Annotated in this window: 13 protein-coding genes; 1 reads left to right on the top strand and 12 read right to left on the bottom strand. The window is 70.2% G+C overall.

Features of this window, described 5'->3' with window-relative positions:
* Positions 1–133: 133 nt before the first annotated feature.
* The 11 genes from AC31A1_RS10860 to AC31A1_RS10810 form a co-directional block, all read right to left on the bottom strand.
* Positions 134–1,129, bottom strand: a complete 996-nt coding sequence (locus AC31A1_RS10860) for a sugar kinase (protein ID WP_489653069.1) — start codon at positions 1,127–1,129, stop codon at positions 134–136.
* Complete coding sequence (locus tag AC31A1_RS10855; protein ID WP_489653068.1) at positions 1,126–1,773, bottom strand: bifunctional 4-hydroxy-2-oxoglutarate aldolase/2-dehydro-3-deoxy-phosphogluconate aldolase; 648 nt, start codon at positions 1,771–1,773, stop codon at positions 1,126–1,128. The genes AC31A1_RS10860 and AC31A1_RS10855 overlap by 4 nt, the downstream gene beginning before the upstream one ends.
* 30 nt (positions 1,774–1,803) lie before the next feature.
* Positions 1,804–2,628 carry a hypothetical protein gene (locus tag AC31A1_RS10850; RefSeq protein ID WP_489653067.1) on the bottom strand — a complete coding sequence of 275 codons (825 nt, stop codon included), beginning with the start codon at positions 2,626–2,628 and terminating at the stop codon, positions 1,804–1,806.
* On the bottom strand, positions 2,625–3,770 hold the full coding sequence (gene dgoD / locus AC31A1_RS10845; protein WP_489653066.1) for a galactonate dehydratase: 1,146 nt from the start codon (positions 3,768–3,770) through the stop codon (positions 2,625–2,627). Before dgoD ends, AC31A1_RS10850 begins: the two co-directional genes overlap by 4 nt.
* Positions 3,767–4,543 carry a FadR/GntR family transcriptional regulator gene (locus tag AC31A1_RS10840; protein ID WP_489653065.1) on the bottom strand — a complete coding sequence of 259 codons (777 nt, stop codon included), beginning with the start codon at positions 4,541–4,543 and terminating at the stop codon, positions 3,767–3,769. The genes dgoD and AC31A1_RS10840 overlap by 4 nt, the downstream gene beginning before the upstream one ends.
* Before the next feature lie 34 nt (positions 4,544–4,577).
* Positions 4,578–5,351, bottom strand: coding sequence for an SDR family NAD(P)-dependent oxidoreductase (locus AC31A1_RS10835; protein ID WP_489653064.1), 774 nt, complete (start codon positions 5,349–5,351; stop codon positions 4,578–4,580).
* Positions 5,352–5,417: 66 nt separating this feature from the next.
* Positions 5,418–7,481 carry an alpha-galactosidase gene (locus AC31A1_RS10830; protein WP_489653063.1) on the bottom strand — a complete coding sequence of 688 codons (2,064 nt, stop codon included), beginning with the start codon at positions 7,479–7,481 and terminating at the stop codon, positions 5,418–5,420.
* A complete protein-coding gene (locus AC31A1_RS10825) occupies positions 7,478–8,326 on the bottom strand; it encodes a carbohydrate ABC transporter permease (protein ID WP_489653062.1) in 849 nt (282 codons plus the stop codon). The genes AC31A1_RS10830 and AC31A1_RS10825 overlap by 4 nt, the downstream gene beginning before the upstream one ends.
* Positions 8,326–9,261, bottom strand: coding sequence for a carbohydrate ABC transporter permease (locus AC31A1_RS10820; RefSeq protein ID WP_489653061.1), 936 nt, complete (start codon positions 9,259–9,261; stop codon positions 8,326–8,328). The genes AC31A1_RS10825 and AC31A1_RS10820 overlap by 1 nt, the downstream gene beginning before the upstream one ends.
* Before the next feature lies 1 nt (position 9,262).
* Positions 9,263–10,555, bottom strand: a complete 1,293-nt coding sequence (locus AC31A1_RS10815; RefSeq protein ID WP_489653060.1) for an ABC transporter substrate-binding protein — start codon at positions 10,553–10,555, stop codon at positions 9,263–9,265.
* Positions 10,556–10,645: 90 nt separating this feature from the next.
* The gene (locus AC31A1_RS10810; RefSeq protein ID WP_489653059.1) at positions 10,646–12,775 is read right to left on the bottom strand and encodes a DUF8189 domain-containing protein; all 2,130 of its coding nucleotides are present in this window, start codon (positions 12,773–12,775) and stop codon (positions 10,646–10,648) included.
* A gap of 223 nt (positions 12,776–12,998) precedes the next feature.
* Here AC31A1_RS10810 and AC31A1_RS10805 point away from each other — a divergent pair, with 223 nt between their 5' ends.
* Positions 12,999–17,087 (top strand): discoidin domain-containing protein, encoded by a 4,089-nt coding sequence (locus AC31A1_RS10805; protein WP_489653058.1) that lies wholly within the window; start codon positions 12,999–13,001, stop codon positions 17,085–17,087.
* 11 nt (positions 17,088–17,098) lie between these two features.
* Here AC31A1_RS10805 and AC31A1_RS10800 read toward each other — a convergent pair whose 3' ends face one another.
* Positions 17,099–17,545, bottom strand: coding sequence for an SRPBCC family protein (locus AC31A1_RS10800; protein WP_489653057.1), 447 nt, complete (start codon positions 17,543–17,545; stop codon positions 17,099–17,101).
* Positions 17,546–17,548 lie beyond the last annotated feature (3 nt).

The raw sequence follows: 17,548 nt of genomic DNA, 5'->3' as shown, positions 1-17,548 counted from the left end.
CCACCGGTCAGGCCCGCGAACCGCCCGTCGGTCTCCCCCACCCCCAACGCCACGGATGCCCTGCCCGATCCTCCTGAGTCGGGCGACGTCGACGCGTCACCCCATCCCTGACCGGGCACGACGACGCGCCTGCTCACCCGCGGAGACTGCTCCCGGCCCCGGCCGCCCATTCGCTCGTCGGAAGCTCAAGAAGCCGCTCGATCCGGGCGCTGTCCGGCAGCGGCCCGTGATCGGCGGTCACCTTGAGGGCGGATGCCGCCGTGATGTGTCCCAACCGCAGCGCACGCTCGATCCCGTCCCCGCGCAGCAGCCCGGTCAGAACTCCGGCGGCGAACGCGTCGCCCGCGCCGACGGGTTCCACCACGTCCGTGTCCAGCGCGGGCACGGTCCGCACACCTTCGTCGCTGAAGGCGATGGCGGAATGGCCGCCGTCCTTGACGACGAGGAGGCGCGGGTGCGGCAACAGCGCCCGTACGTCGGCCGGTCGGAGGTCCGCGTCCCACAACTCCCGCGCCTCGTCGAGGCCGACGAAGGTGATGTCGGCCCGGTCGGCCAGGTCGCGCAGAACGGTGGCGGCCGTACCGGGCGGCCACAGCGCGGGACGGTGGTTGACGTCGAAGCTGATGGCGTACGACCGTTCAGCGGCCGGAACGGTGAGCGCGGTGGCCACCAGGCTCCGGCAGGACGGGGACAACGCCGGTGTCACGCCCGTGAGATGGAGGACGGCGGCCGATCTCAGTCTGTCGTCGTCGAGTACGTCGGGTCCCATCGCCGAGGCCGCCGAGTTGCCGCGGTAGTAGTGGACCCGGGTCCGCGCCCCGGTCGGCTCCTTCACGAGCAGTCCCGTGGGCCGCTCCGGATCGAACCGCACACCGCTCACATCGACCCCTGCCGCACCCACTTCGGCACGCACCCGCCGCCCCAACGCGTCGTCCCCGACGGCCGAGAGCCACGAGACGGGAATCCCCAGGTCGGCCAGATACATGGCCACATTCGACTCGGCCCCGGCCACCGACACCCGCAGATCGGCGGCACACTCCAGCGACGAGGACGGGTCCGGGGCAAGGGCCGCCATGGTCTCCCCGATACAGACGACCCCGCCCTGGGCCGACCGCCATCCGTTCGTCACGACACCTCCCGCGCGGACGAGGATTCCTCTACGACGGTCAGCAGAGCGCGAGTCCGGGCGCGCAGCGCGGTCAGGCTGCCGCCGTCGGCCGCGTCGCCGACCAGGGGCGAGCCGACGCCGACGGCGGTCGCTCCGACGTTCAGATACTCCCGCGCGGCCAACTCGTCGACGCCGCCCACCGGGACGAACACCTCGTGCGGGAACGGTCCGCGCAACGCCTTGAGATAGGCGGGACCGCCGGCCTCCGCGGCCGGGAAGATCTTCAGTGCGGCGACACCGAGGGGGCGTGCGGCGAGGATCTCGGTGGGGGTCAACACCCCCGCGATGACCGGCAGTTCGAGCCGGTGCGCCTCGCGGATGCCGTCCCCCAGTGCGGGGGTGACGGCGAAGTTCGCGCCGGCCCGATGGGCGGCACGGGCGTCATCGGCGGTCAGGACCGTACCGGCGCCGAGGGGTCGGCCGGGGCCGAGTTCCTTGCGCGCCCGCTCGATGACGGACAGGGCGTCCGTACCGGTCAGGGAGACCTCGATCAGTTCGACGCCCTCCTCGGCGAGGGTCAGTACGGTGCGTACCGCGGCCTCGGGATCGGTGCCGCGGATGATCGCGACGAGGCGGTGTGCGGCCAGGGCCGCTCGCAGATCCATGTGACGAATTCCCTTCCTGTACAGGTCGGTTCAGGAACAACGGCAGTTCGTGGTCAGCGTCAGCCGCCACCGCACTTCGCCCGAGGCGGGTACCCGGACGGCGTCATCCGGCCCCGCCTCGGCGAGGTCGAAGACGCGGCCGAGCATCGGTTCGACGCCCGTGCTGCGGTAGGGGTGTCGGGCGGGAAAGCCGCCCAGGTTGCGCCAGAGCGCGATGGACAGGGGCTGTCCATCGGCTTCGAGGGCGAGTGAGAGCCGGTCGGCCCGGTCGTGGACGCAGCAGTGAGAAGCGTCCACGACGGCTCCTACGGCGGTGCCGTCGTCCGGGCCGAACCGGTCCAGGCGCAGTCCGCACGGTGCGGGCCAGTCGCCCTCCGCCCAAGTGGCACCGTCCGGCCACGCACGGTCCAACAGCGGTGCCGCTTCGGGGAAAAGCCGGGTACGCGCTCCGTTACGGATGTGCAGCCCGGCACGGTCGGACAGGTCGAGCAGGGCATGGGCGGCCCACACGAAGCGGAAGCCCACGTCGGCCGTCAGGACGTAGTCGGCCACGGCCCCGTCGGCGGTGGCACGCACCGTGCGCGCCAGGCTGAAGCGGTCGCAGCGAAGGACATCCGCCGCTGCCTCCCGTGTCCAGGGTCTTGACCAGGCGTCACCGTGGTCGGGATCGCCCCGGACCGTCGGCACGCACTCCTCCAGTCCGCCCGCGTCCACGAAGCTGTCGCCGGGGGAGACGTTGTCCCGCTCGGGCGCGGCACGCCGCCAGAGCCATTCGCGTCCCGTTCCCGTGGTACGCAATGAGGTCCAACGCCCGCCGTGGGCACGGTTGATGACGATGTCCAGCGGCACGGTCACCACTCCGCGAAGGAGCCGTCGGGGTGCCGCCACACGGGGTTGCGCCAGGCGTGTCCGGTGCGGTCGGCGGCACGTACGGCGGTCTCGTCAATGGTGATGCCGAGGCCGGGGGCGTCACCGCGCACCGCGTGACCGTCGACGAACCGGAACGGCGCCGGATCGACGAGGTACGAGAGCAGGTCCGCGTCCTTGTTGTAGTGGATGCCCCGGCTCTGCTCCTGGATGAGGAAGTTGGGGGTGGCGAAGGCGACCTGCAGGCTGGCCGCCAGTGCGATCGGGCCGAGCGGGCAGTGCGGGGCGAGCTGGGCGCCGTAGGCCTCCGCGAGGGAGGCGATGCGGTGGACCTCCGAGATGCCGCCGGCGTGGGACAGGTCGGGCTGGGCGACGGCGATGCCCGCGGCGAGTGCGGGCAGGAACTCGGCGCGGCCATAAAGGCGTTCGCCGGTGGCGAGCGGTATCGGGCTCGACGCGACGAGGCCGGCCAGTTGCCGGCCGTGCTCGGGCAGGACGGGTTCCTCGACGAACAGCGGGTGCAGCAGGGCGAGTTCGGCGAGGACGCGGCGGGCACCGGCGGCGGTGAAGCGGCCGTGGAAGTCGACGGCGACATCGCGCTCGGGGCCGAGTGCCTCACGGGCGGCGGCCACGCGGGCGACGATCGCGGCAGTCTCGGCGGGGGTGGGGATCGGCGAGGTGGCGCCGGCGGCGTTCATCTTCACGGCGGTGAAACCGGCCTCGACCTGGGCGGCTATCTGCTCGCTGAGCTGGGCGGGTTCGTCGCCGCCGACCCAGGCGTAGACCCGGACGCGGTCGCGCACGGGACCGCCCAAGAGGGCGTGCACGGGGGCACCGTAGGTCTTCCCGGCGATGTCCCACAACGCCTGGTCGAGGCCCGCGACGGCGCTGGAGAGGATCGGGCCGCCCCGGTAGAAGCCGCCCTTGGACATGACCTGCCAATGGTCCTGGATGCGCAACGGGTCCTGGCCGACGAGGTGTTCGGCCAGGACGTCGACGGCGGCGCGCACGACTTCGGCGCGCCCTTCGACAACCGGTTCGCCCCAGCCGACCACGCCGTCGTCGGTCTCGACGCGGCAGAACAGCCAGCGGGGCGGGACGAGGAAGGTCTCGACACGGGTGATCTTCACTGAGACCGGGAGCCTTCCGTTTCTTCGGAGTCCTGTGCGGAGTCCACGTGGGAACCCTCTTCTTCGGAGCCGTCCAGGCGGTCCAGGTCGCGGCCGGCCTGGTCGAGCAGGGCTCGCATCGCGGCCTCGGCGGCCTGCGGGTCCTGGTCGCGTACGGCGTCCAGGACGGCGCGGTGGGCCGGGACCGGGTCCTCGCTGTGCGGGGCGCTGTGCACGATCCGGTCGCGGTGCGCGAGGCCGGACTCGATCACCATCTCCATGCGTTCGAGGAGTTCGTTGTGGGTGGCGGCGAGCAGGGCGCGGTGGAAGGCGAGGTCGGCCTCGACGGCGTGGGCCGCGCCGCTGCCCCGCTCCCCCATCGCGTCGAGGGCGCCGTCCAGGGCGACCAGGTCCGCGTCGGTGCGGCGCTGAGCGGCCAGCCGTACGGCGGCGGGTTCGATGATGGCGCGCACTTCGGCGAGGTTGTGCAGCAGCGCCCGGTCGGACTCGCTGGTGGAGGCGCCCTCGAACTGCCAGCGCAGCACGTCGGCGTCGAGCAGGTTCCACTCGGCGCGGGGGCGCACGAAGGTGCCGCGCCGCTGCCGGGCGTCGACCATTCCTTTGGCCGCGAGCACTTTGAGCGACTCGCGCAGCGCGGTCAGGCTCACGTCCAACTCGCTCTGCAGCGCCACGAGATCGAGCGTGGCCCCTTCGGCGATCTCACCGCCCAGGATGCGGCGGGCGAGGAGTTCCACGGTCTGGCCGTGGACGCCTCGACGGGCATAGGGCGTCATGTCGTACAGCCTTTCTGCTGGTTGGGGAGCGTGGTCATGCGGAGGCCTTGACAACGCTCCAGCCGCCGTCCACCACGAGACTCGTCCCGGTGATGAAGGAGGCTTCGTCGGCGCTGAGGAACGCTATGGCCGCGGCCACTTCCTCGGGCGTGCCGAAGCGGCGTACGGCCGTCTCGGCGATGCTGCGTTCCCGTTCCTCGGGCGGCACCCTGTCCCAGGCGGCGGTCAGTATCGGTCCCGGCAGGACGGCGTTGACGCGCACAACTGGCCCGTATTCGACGGCGAGTTGGCTACAGAGTGAGAGCAGAGCGCCCTTGGCGGCGGCGTAGGCGGGATGCCCGGGGATGCCCTTGTGGGCGTGCACGGACGAGGTCAGCACCACCGCGCCCCGCCGCTCCTCCAGATCGGGCAGCACCGCCCGGAACCCGAGGAAGCTGGCGGTCAGATTGACGTCGAGCTGCCGCTGCCAGGACGGCAGGGTCATCTCGTGAGCCGGGCTGACGTCGACGGTGAACGCGTTGCTGACGAGGACGTCGACGGGCCCGAAGCCGTGCGCGGCCGTGACGATCCGCGCCCAGTCGCCCTCGACCGCGACATCGGCGGCCACGAACCGGGCCCGCCCGCCGTCCTTGCCGATCCGCTCCGCCACCGCCTCACCCCGCTCCTCGGCGATGTCGACGAGCACGACGGCTGCTCCCTCCTCGGCGAGGCGTACGGCCGTGGCGGCTCCGATGCCGGAGGCCGCTCCGGTGACCACGGCCGTGCGGCCGGTGAACCGGGCGCCGTGCCGTCGTACGGACTGGTCCATCGGGGTTCGACTCCTTCGCGTCCTGCGCGTTGTTCACGAGTAAGGCCTTGCTGAAACATAAGGGGCTCACGCACGCATCAGCACGATCAGGTCGGCGTCATGATCGGCGCTCCACGCGAACGGCAGCCCGTAGTGCAGCAGATGGGCTCCGCTGTACGTCGTCCCCGTCGCCGTGTCCCGATAGCGAGCCGTCGGGTCGAGCCCCCGCAGCCGGAGCCGGTCGGGACGCCCCGGCACGAGCGGCGCCCCGTCGAGCCGCCCGGTGCTCAGCGCGGCGACGACGGTCCGGTCCCCGGCGTCGTACTGCACCCCACAGGTCGGCTCCTCCGGCGTACCGAGGAGCCGTGCCTCACCATGGTGGATCACGTCCCGCACCTCCTTGTACCGGCCGATCCACCGAGCGGCCTCGGCCCGCTGCTCCGGCGTCCACGCGCGCAGGTCGGCGCCGACGCCCAGCACCCCGCACATGGCGTTGACGAAGCGGAAGGCGAGGCTGCGCGGGCGTGGATCGAAGACACCGGGCGCGTCGGTCACCCACGAGCTCATGACGTGCGGGGCGTGCGCGTGCAGGAAGCCGTACTGGGTTGAAAGCCGGTCCAGCGGTGCGGTGTTGTCGCTGGGCCAGACCACGTCGGTGCGCGCGAGGGTCGCGTGCTCGATCCGCCCGCCACCGCCCGCGCAGCCCTCGACGGTGACGGTGGGGTGGGCGGCACGGAGGTGGTCGAGAACGCGCAGGTATCCGGCGGCATGCTCGGCGTCCAGGTCCACGCGGCCGGCACCGGGGCGACCGCGCTCGGTGGGCGGGCGGTTCATGTCCCACTTGAGGTAGCTGATGGCGTAGGTGCCGAGCAGTCGGTCGAGCGTCCCGATGACGAAGTCCTGGACGTCGGTCCGGCCGAGGTCGAGGAGGAGCTGGTTGCGGACGAGTCGGCCGGGGCGGCCCTCGATCCGGTAGACCCACTCGGGGTGTTCGGCGTACAGACGGCTACCGGGGCTGACGGCCTCGGGCTCGATCCACAGACCGAAGTCCAGGCCCAACGCCCTTACGTCCGCGATGAATTGGTCGAAGCCCTGCGGAAAGGCGGCCGGGTCGGGCCACCAGTCCCCCAGTCCCCCGGTGTCGTCGGCGCGTCCGGTGAACCAGCCGTCGTCCACGACGAACAGCTCGGCCCCGATGTCGGCGGCTGTCTTCGCCAGCTCCAGTTGCGCGGCCGCGTCGACGTCGAAGCCGGTGGCTTCCCAGGAGTTGTAGAGAACCTTGCGGGGGCGGTGCAGGCGCTCGCCGGAGAGGTGTCGTTCGTAGCGGTGCCAGACGCGCGAGAGCCCGTCGAGGCCCTCCGGGCTGAAGGCGCAGGCGAGTTGGGGAGTGGTGAGGGTCTCGCCGGGTGCGAGGATCACCGCTCCCTCGTGCGGGACGCGGCCCGCCCGTACCCGCACGGCTCCGCCGGGTTCGGCCTCGGCGGTGATGTGCCAGTTGCCGGGCCAGGCGAGGGCGATGCCGTACGCGGCCGGTGACTCACCGTCCCGCACCGCGAGCCAGGGCGCGTACGCGTGTCCCGGTACCCCTTGCAGGCTGCCGATGGTGAACGTGCCTCTGGGCAGGTCGAGTTGGGTGTGCTGGAACTCCTGCGACCACTGGCCCGCGAGGTAGGTCAGGCGGGCGACTCCGGTGACGGGGATGTTCACGGCCGCCGAGTCGAGGCGTTCCAGGCGGAGTTCGTCCGTGGCGGTGAACTCTGTCCAGCGGAGGATCACGTCCGTGCCCGGGACGGTCTCGTAGTGGAGGACGGTCCGGAGGCCCAACTGCTCGTCGTGGAAGGCGAGTCGTAGGGTTCCCTCGTCCGCTTCGGCGCCTGCGAACTCCCACCACACTCCCCGGCCTTCGCCGTCCGGACGCGACGCGACCAGCTCCGATCCGGTGAACGGCCGTAGCCCGTACGGCAGATACTCGGCCGGTGCCGCGTCGGCGGGCGTGATGAAGTGCGTGCGTCTCGACCAGTCCAGGGCGGAGGGGCCGTCCTCGACGCCGAGCGGTCCCCACGCGTCGAGCTCGGCCCACGGGCCGTCCGGGGACAGGCGCACGGTGTAGCTGGTGTTCTCCGTGCGCAAGGTCCAGCGCTGGTACGTCACTTGACCGCCCCGAGGTTGAGCCCGGCCACGAAGTGCCGCTGGAAGCGCAGGAACACGGCGACCGTGGGTGCGGCGGCGATGACGGATCCGGCCGCGATGACGTTCCACATCGACACGTACTGACCCTGAAGTCCGATGAGCGCGGCCGTGATGGGCATCTTGGTGTCGCTGCGCAGCACGGTGATGGCCCAGAGCAGGTCGTTGAAGATCCAGGTGAAGGACAGGGCGCTGAGCGCGGCCAGGGCGGGGCGAGTCAGCGGGAGGATGATCCGCCAGAAGATCTGCCAGGGGCCGGCGCCGTCGACGACCGCCGCCTGTTGGATCTCCGCCGGGATCGACCGCATGAATCCGTGCAGGACGAAGACGTAGAAGCCGACGCCGAAGCCGATCTGTACGCCGATGAGTGCGGGCAGGGCGTCGAAGATGCCCATCACTTCGCTGAGCTTGGACACCGGGATGAGGAGGATCTGCGGCGGGAGCAGGTTGCCGCCGAGCATGAGGAGCAACAGGGAGCGGCGGAAGGGGAGTTCGTAGCGGCTGAGGGCGAAGGCGGCCATCGCGGCGAGGGCCAGCGTGATCAGGACGCAGGGGATGGTGACGATCAGGCTGTTGATGAGGGCGCGCTGTTGGCCGCCGTCGACCCAGGCCTGGTGGAAGTTGCCGAGGGTGAAGGAGTGCGGCCAACTGCCCAGGCCGTGGGCGGCGATGTCGTCGAAGGAGCGCAGGCTGGTCACCAGGACCAGGGCGATGGGCAGCAGCCACAGGACCGCCAACGCCCCCGCGCCCAGGTGGAATCCGGCGGTCGCGGCCCGCTTGCGGCGCAGGGCCGTGGAGTTGGCGGACATCAGTCGGCCTCCCGGAACGCGCGGACGAGGTAGGAGCAGATGACGCCGAAGGCCAGCACGAAGATGACGACGGCGAGTGCGGAGCCGTAGCCAAGTCGCAGGGACTGGAAGGCGGTTGAGTACATGTAGGTGCTCAGCAGCTCGGAGGAGTGGTAGGGGCCGCCGCGGGTCAGGGACCACACGACGTCGAAGGAGCGCAGCGAGTCGATGACGATGACGGACAGAACCACCGCGTTGACACTGCGCAGTTGAGGCAGGGTGACGTGCCGCAGGCGCTGCCACGCACTCGCACCGTCGACCTTCGCGGCCTCGTACAGGGCCGGGTCGATGCCCTTGAGGCCGGCCAGGTAGAGGACCATGACGTAGCCGATCTGGCGCCAGAGCGCGGGCACGATCACGGCGTACAGGGCGGTGTCCTGGTCGGCGAGCCACGCGTGGCGCAGGCTGCCCAGGCCTGCGGATTGCAGGAGTTGGTTGAGGACACCGTCGGGCTGGTAGATCGCCTGCCAGACCAGGGCGGTGGCGACCAGGGAGAAGACGACCGGCAGGAACAGGGCCGCGCGGTAGAAGCCGACGCCACGGCGCTCCTGTTGGAGCAGGAGTGCGGCGGCGAGGCCGAGCAGGGCGGACAGGCCGCCGAAGAGGACCAGCCAGAGGACGGTGTGGCCGGCCGCGCTGCGGAAGACGTCGTCGTGGGCCATCTCCCGGAAGTTGCCCAGGCCCACGAACGTCGGTGTGGAGACGCCGTCCCAGTCGGTGAGGGCGAGGTAGAAGCCCTGCACGGCGGGCCAGAACACCCACACCGCCTCGACGAGAAGCGGCACGAGGACGAAGGCGAGCACCAGCGGGGGTGTGCGCCGGGGGCCCCGAACCCGCTTGCCCTCGGCGGGCGTTCGGGCCGGGGACTTCCGGTCGGGCGCGGTCAGCACGGCCATGTCACGCGTTCCAGATCTTCTCGGCGTCGCGCTGCCAGTCGGTGAGGATGCTCCCGATCGACTTGGGCTTGGCCAGGAACTTCGTCAACGCGTTGTCCGCGGTGGGCTGGAGGGCGTCGCTGGAGTCCCGGTTGAAGAACTGGGTGATCTCGACAGCCGAATCGACATGCTTGCGGCCCTTCTTGACCAGCGCGGTGCCGGCGTCCTTCGCGGCGGGGTTGCAGGGCAGGACGGTGCCGGAGGAGCCCTTGATGTAGATCTCCTGGGCCTCGGCGGTGGCGAGGTACTTCATCAGGTCGATCACCTGGTCGTGCCGGCCGGTGCGGGCACTGGCGAAGTAGCCGTCCGTGGGCGCCTCTTCGGCGAGCGGAACCTTCGCGTCGATGACCGGGAAGCGGAAGAAGTCGATGTCGTCCAGGGCGTTCTTCGGTGCCGCGTCGGCGAAGAAGGTACCGATGAGCATCATGCCGCTACGGCCGTTGAGCAGCGAGGTCGTGGCGTCCTGGAAGGCGACGGCGGCGCCGTTCGGGTCGAAGTACGGCAGCACCTCCTGCCAGCGGTCGAAGACCTTGCGCACCTCGGGGTCGTCGAACCGGTGCTTTCCCGCGAGGAGTTGGCGGTGGTACTCGGCGCCGTTGATCCGGATGTCGAGGTAGTCGAACCACGCCGAGGCCACCCAGGCCGTGCCGCCGCCGGCACCCAGCCCGATCGGGGTGACGCCCTTGCTCCTGAGCTTGTCGCACAGGTCGAGGAAGTCGTCCCAGCTCTTGGGCTCGCTCACGCCCCACTTGGCGAAGTTGGACTTCCGGTAGAACATGCCCCACCAGTAGTAGGTGGTGGGCACGAAGACCCTCTTGCCCGAACTCGTCGACGTGCAGAGCGAGTTGAGCGCCTTGGAGTACCGCTTGAGGTCCGGCGACGAGGACCATGCGTCATCGAGGTCGAGCAGCAGGTTCTTCTTGGCGTAGGCCTCCGCGACCGAGCCGGGGTACCAGGTGTAGACGTCCGGCGGGTTGGCCGAGGTGAGGTACGTCGGCAGCTGGGTGCGGAAGGTCTCCGCGGCGACCGTGTTGAGGCTCGCGCGGTCGGAGCCCTTCTTGGCGTAGGCGGCGACGAGGTCCTCCATCGCGGCCTTGGCCTGCGGGGCGGAGAGGTTGGACTGGAGGGTCACCGCGCCCTTCGAGGAACTCTTGCTGGAAGAGGTCGAGGTGACACAGCCGCTGAGCAGCGCCGCCGTCCCCGCGGCACCGAGTCCGGCGAGGAACCGGCGTCGGTCGGGCTGATGATTCGTCATGGATGGCTCCCTGTGGATCCCGCGCGGATCCAGATGCACGCGGTTCCAGGTTCACGTGGCGTCCCCACCACGTCAAGAATAATTACTAATTTAGTTGAACTGGGTCAGGTGCACATAGCCGTCGACTCCGCGGTACACCGCGTCGACCGCCCCACCCGGTCCGGCCACCGCCCCGAGCGCACCGTCGAACGCCGCGCTGGGGAACGCCGGTTGCTTGGTCCAGCCCTGCCACGCGCCGTTCTCGTACCGCTGCTGCCAGAGCGTGTAGTCGGCGGCCCGCGCGTACAGCACCACGGCATCCCCTACGGCGACCAGCGTCGGACTCCCGCTGACGGTCCCGCCGACCGACGCCCACGGCGACCACTCCCCCGACAGATCCCGGGACCGCGTCCACACGTCGTCGGCCGCGCTGCGCACGGCGATCGTCACCCGCCCTTGAGCGTCCACGGCAGCGGACGGCCGCCCGTACAACGCCCGGTCACCGGGTGCGCCGAGCGAGGTCCAGCCGGTCGACGGCCCGCGCTGCACGACCTGCCCGTCCGTGCCGGTGGCGAACAGCGTCCAGTGCGCGGGATCGGTGAACGCGACCGACGGGGCGTCGGCCACCCGGCCGCCCAGGCTCTGCCACGCTCCCCAGCGGCCGGCGGCGTAGACCCGCCGGTACACCCGGGAGTCGGTGCCGCGCACGAAGACATCGATCCGGCCGACGGCCGAGGCGTAGGCGGCGGGCTGGCCGAGGATCTCGCCCTTCGGCGGACCGCCGAGGTCGCGCGTCCTGCCGTCGGCCTGCTGCACGAGCGAGCCGTGCGGTCCGCGCAGGAAGGTGGTGAGCGTGTCGCCGTCACGGACGACGGCCGGGCTCGCCGTGGCCTTCTGGCCCAGGTTCGTACCGGGCAGGGCGTCCGCCCCGGTCAGCTTCAGGAGCGCGGTGCCGTGCGCGGGGACCTCGACGGTGTACGAACCCGCGTACGTACCCCGGTCGGCGCGAGCCCGCAGGTCACGCACCCGGACCGGCCCGCCGAGCCCAGCATCCGCGAACTGCACGGTGCGCAGGGCGGGTTGGTCGGACCGGTTGAGCAGGACGACCGCGCGTCGGCCGTCACCGGTGAGGACCTTGCTGTAGACGTCGCCGATGGAGTCGCTGGCCACGCGGACGCCCTGGACGGCTAGCGGGTCCTGGTCGACGGCGATGATCTCCGGGTTGCGCAGGGTGGCGAGCATCGAGTCGGACAGGGTGCGCGGGTCGGAACCCAGGACGAGCGGCGAGCCCATCTCGGCCCACATCACGTACTGCGTGGTGGACTCCTCCTGGGTCAACTCCAGGGCGCCGTCCGCCATTTGGCGCATCGGGATGAGGTAGTCCGGGTCGTTGTAGTGCCCGGGTCCCTGCGCCTCGGGGTGCCAGGCGTTGGCGTCCATGTTGCGCAGGATGTTGGGCCACTGACCGGGGCTCGGAGTGCCCCAGGCGATGTCCGTGCCGGTGCGCCAGGAGTCGGCGATCGTCGGGCCGTAGACGTACGTGTTGTGCGCGTCCTGCTCGGGTGTGTGCGGCAGGCCCCAGTCGTCGGTGAGCGGGTTGCACAGGTTCAGCAGCATCTTGCGGCCGGACTTGGCGACCGCGTCGCTGAACTCCTTGAAGGCCGGGCCCGGATCGAGCTTGGCGCCGATCCCGCACAGGAAGTCGACCTTGACCGCGTCGATCTTCCAGCCGGCGAACTGCCTTGCGTCCGCGTCGTAGTGGCCCCTGCTGCCCAGCCCGCAGCTCTTGCCGCCGTCGTACGTGCCGGCGTCGGTGTAGATGCCCGCCTTCAGGCCGCGCTTGTGCAGGTAGGAGACCAACGCAGGGATGCCGGACGGGAATCGGTCCGGATTGGCGACCAACCGCCCGTTCGCGTCACGCGGATTGTCGGCCTGCCAGCCGCCGTCGAGCCACACGATGTCGTAACCGGCGTCCCGCAGACCGCTGTTGACCAGCTTGTCCGCGACGGAGCGCACTTGTTGCTCAGTGGGCGCGCCCAGCCCGTAGTAGGTGTTCCAGCCCATGTACGGCGTCGGCGCGAGACCGCTGTCGTAGTAGTCGGGTGCGCCCTGGTCGACGCCGGTCTGTGCCGTGGCCACCGGAGCGGCGGTCGCCGCCAGTACGGTCGCGATGGCGACGACGATGGCGCGGCGCGTCCGTCTCGAAGCCGCGGGTGTGCGGACCTGCGGATGTGAAGTCACTTGCCTCTCCCGAGGGTTGGGAAGCAGGAGGACGTGGCGCGGGCCGCACTGCGACAGGGGGCTTCCGGCGTCACGGCGATGACTGTGGCGCGCGACCGAAACCCTGTCAATATTAATTCCTAATTTATTAGAAGGCCGCTTCAGGGGTTGACACAGCTTCCCTCGCGTCACAGCCTTTGGCAACGTTGTCAGTGCCGCCGACGTTTGATGGGACATCACGCTCATGACAGATCAATCGGGTTCGCCACGCCTGTCGCGTCGCTCCGTCGTCAAGACGGGTTCCACCCTGCTGGCGGGATTCGGGCTGGGTTCCCTGCTGCCCATGTCGACCGCCACCGCCGCCGACAGCGGCACGACGACCGTGCCCTCCTCCCCCGGCACACCCGGCGAACTCGCGCTCCACCGCCCCGTGTCCGTCTCCTCGACGGCCTACGCGCCGACCCCGGGTTCGTTCGTGGTGGACCGGCTCGCCTCGCCGGGTGTGCGCGGCAGCGGATGGCGGGCGGCGGCGGGCGACCCGCAGTGGATCGCGATCGACCTGCAGGCCGCGTGCGCCGTCACGTCGATCCGTCTCACCTTCGAGGCCGACGCGAGCGACCCGGTGTTCACGCCTCCCACCACGGGCAATCCGGCCGACGGCACAACAGGCAAGGAGATCCAGTCCAGTTACTCGGTCGAGTGCGTCGTCGAGACATCGACCGACCACAGGACCTGGACCAGCGTGTACCGCACCACGGCGGGCACGGGCGGAGTGGTGGACATCCAGCCCCCGCGCCCGGTCACCGCCCGCTGGATACGGCTGACCTCGACCCGGCGCTCCAACCCCAACCCCCTTGGCCTGAACGGCTTCGAGGTCTACGGCACCGTCGCCGGCCACCGGCCGTCGGCCACGGGCTGGACGGACTGGGGCACCCACTCCGGACCGGCGCCCAAGCTGACGGTGGCCGAGGACGGCACGGTCCCGGTGGAGTCCGGCTGGCGACTGACACTGGACGACTGGGCCGAGGGCGACGGCACAAAGGTGTCGAAGACGTCCGTGGACACCAGCAGTTGGCTGCCGGCCACCGTCCCCGGCACGGTCCTCGGCTCACTCGTGGACCAGGGCAAGCTGCCCGACCCCGTGGCCGGACTGAACAACCTCCACATCCCCGAGGCACTGTCACGTCATGCGTGGTGGTACAGGCGGGAGTTCGAGCTGCCGCGCGGTCTGCGCACCGGGACCGGGCGCCGGACCTGGCTGGAGTTCGACGGCATCAACCACACGGCCGACATCTGGCTCAACGGTCACCATGTGGGCGGTCTGACCTACCCGTTCGCCCGCTCGGCCCACGACGTGACCGAGTTGCTCTCCAAGGGCGGCGCGAACGCGCTCGCGGTGAAGATCACGCCCATGCCGGTACCCGGCAGCCCCGGCGACAAGGGCCCCGCCGGCGAGTCCTGGGTGGACGCGGGCGCCAACCAGATGAACCTCAACTCCCCCACCTACCTGGCCTCTTCGGGCTGGGACTGGATGCCGGCGGTACGCGACCGGGCCGCCGGCATCTGGAACCACGTCCGGCTGAGAACGACCGGCCATGTCGTGATCGGCGACCCGCGTGTCGACACCGTGCTGCCGAACCTGCCCCAGGTGTCGGTCGCCGAGCTGACGATCGTCGTCCCGGTTCGCAACGCCGACACCGCCGACCTCAGGACGACGGTCTCGGCGGTCTTCGACGACGTGCGGGTCAGCAAGGCCGTCACCGTGCCGGCGGGCGAGAGCGTCGACGTCACGTTCACACCTGACGCCTTCGGTCAACTGCGGCTCCGTGACCCGGAGTTGTGGTGGCCCAACGGGTTGGGTGACCCCACTCTCCACAAGCTCACCCTGGTCGCCACGCTCGACGGCGCCGAGAGCGATCGCCGCACCACCCGCTTCGGCATCCGGCAGTTCGGCTACGAGTACGAGGTGCCGCTGCCGTTCGGCAACTCCGGTGACGCGTATACGCAGTCCGTGACGTTCGACCGGCAACAGGCCCGGTACGTGCGCATCAAGTGCCTGACCAGGGCCTCCGGTTGGGGCTACTCCCTGTGGACCCTGGCCGTACGCGACAGCGCTCATCCCGCCACCGACCTGGCCCTGCACGCGCACGCCGACGCTTCGAGCACGGACGGGGACGACCACGCCGCCGGCAACGTGACCGACGGCGACCCCGGCACACGCTGGTCCTCGGCCTACACGGACGACCAGTGGATCCGGGTCGACCTGGGGTCCGTGCAGTCCTTCGACGGGGTCGACCTGGTCTGGGAACAGGCGTACGCGAAGACCTACTTGGTGCAGGTCTCCGCCGACAACGCCACCTGGACCGATGCCGCTCCGGTGGACAACAGCGCGGTTCCACTGCCGTTCGACAACGGCAACGCGAGCCTGCAAGTGGAGGACTTCGCCGCCCGGACCGCACGCTACGTCCGTATCAACTGCGGGCTGCGCAATACCAGTTGGGGCAATTCCCTGTGGTCTCTCGGCGTCGTGGACAGCACCGCGCCCGGAACCGACCTGGCCCTGCACCAGAAGACGACCGCGTCCACCGAGGACCCCGACCACCCGGCCGCGCATGCCACCGACGGTGACACGAGCACCCGTTGGTCCTCGGAGTACGAGGACCACCAGTGGATCCAGGTCGACCTCGGAGCCTCAAAACGTTTCGACCGGGTCGCCATCCTCTGGGAGTCGGCCTACCCGAAGACCTATGTGATCCAGGTGTCGGACGACGCGGACACCTGGACCGACGTGAAGTCGGTGTCCAACACCCCCGACCCGTTGAAGATCAGCGTGAACGGGGTGCGGGTCCTTGCCCGGGGCGGCAACTGGGGCTGGGACGAGCTGCTCCGCCGTATGCCGCCGGAGCGGATGGACGCGGCCGTGCGGATGCACCGCGACATGAACTTCACCATGATCCGCAACTGGGTGGGCACGTCCGACCGGGAGGAGTTCTTCGCCGCCTGCGACGAGCACGGCATCCTGGTGTGGAACGACTTCCCCAACGCGTGGGGCATGGACCCGCCGGACCACGACGCCTTCAACTCGATCGCCCGGGACACCGTCCTGCGCTACCGCATCCACCCCAGCGTGGTCATCTGGTGCGGCGCCAACGAGGGCAACCCGCCCGCCGCCATCGACCAGGGCATGCGCGAGGCCGTGGAGGGACAGGCCCCCGGCATCCTCTACCAGAACAACTCGGCCGGCGGCATCATCACCGGCGGCGGACCGTACGGCTGGGTGGAACCGGAGAAGTACTTCGACCCAACGACCTACGGCAGCAAGGACTTTGGGTTCCACACCGAGATCGGTATGCCCGTCGTCTCCACCGCCGCCAGCATGCGCAACATGACGGGCGACGAGCCCGAGTGGCCGATTCGCGGCGCCTGGTACTACCACGACTGGAGCGAGCGCGGGAACCAGGCACCGCAGACGTACAAGGCGGCCGTAGAAGCGCGCCTCGGAACGGCCACCGGCCTGGACGACTTCGCGCGCAAGGCCCAGTTCGTCAACTACGAGAACACACGCGCCATGTTCGAGGCCTGGAACGCGAACCTCTGGGACAACGCCAGCGGCCTGATGCTGTGGATGTCCCACCCTGCCTGGCACAGCACGGTCTGGCAGACCTACGACTACGACTTCGACGTCAACGGCACGTACTACGGCGCCCGTTCGGCCTGCGAGCCCCTCCATGTCCAGGCCGATCCCGAAGGGCGGGTCATCGCGGTCAACCACACGCGCGACGGCCTCAACAACGCCGTGGTATCGGCCCAGTTGATCGATCTGACGGGTCGTCAGATCGGCGGGAACAAGAGCGCCCGACTGGACGTGGCACCGGCTGCGACCACGAAGGCGTTCACCGCCGCCTGGACCGACGACCTGCCGGACCTGCATCTCCTGCGCCTGACGCTGACCGGCGGCGACGGCCGGGTCCTGTCGCGCAACACCTACTGGCGCTATCGCACACCGGCCGCCATGCAGGCACTGGGCAAGGCGCCTAGGACGAAGGTCTCGGCGACGCTCGGGCGCGTGGCCCGTTCCGGGACCCGTACCGAACTGACCGCCACCGTCCGCAATCACGGTCCGGCCGTCGCCGCGATGGTCCGCCTCTCGTTGAAGGACGGCGCGACCGGCCGGCGCGTGCTGCCGACGCTGTACAGCCACAACTACCTGTGGCTGCTGCCCGACGAGTCCCAGACCGTCACCCTGTCCTGGCCGACCGGGGCTCTGACCTCAGGTCATCCGCTTCTGGAGGTGGAGGCGTACAACAGCCGCCCCGCAACGGCGAGTTCTTGAAAGCTGGTCCGTCAGGACGCCTCCACCGCCGTCTTGATGCGTTGCCCGAACGCGGGCGCGTCCTTGCGGGCCGCGCCCAGGGCGAAGCCCACCAGGAGCTTGCCGACGCCGTGGCCTTCGAGGACGTTGAAGATCCGCACCCGGGTCGTGCCCGGGCCGGTGGATTCCAGGTCGTAGCCGCCTTCGGCCGCCGTCACGACGTTCTTGGAGGCCTCGGTCCAGCGGATGCGGTGCGGGGCCTCGTATTCGGTGATCCGGAACTTCCGGCCCGTCTTCATACCGGCGTCCTTGACCGTGCTGGTGAAGACGGTGCCCACGGCCGTCGGGCCCTCCGGAGTCTTGGTGATCTCCTGGACCCTCGGGCTGAACTTGGGGTCGTTCGTGCCCTCGGCGAGGAAGGCGAAGACTTCCTCGAAGGGGCGGTTGACCTCGGCTGTCGCCTCGAACTGTCCGGCCACGAT

It is taken from the genome of Streptomyces sp. P5F9, assembly GCF_057961495.1.
This window is presented reverse-complemented; position numbering and strand designations above follow the sequence as displayed.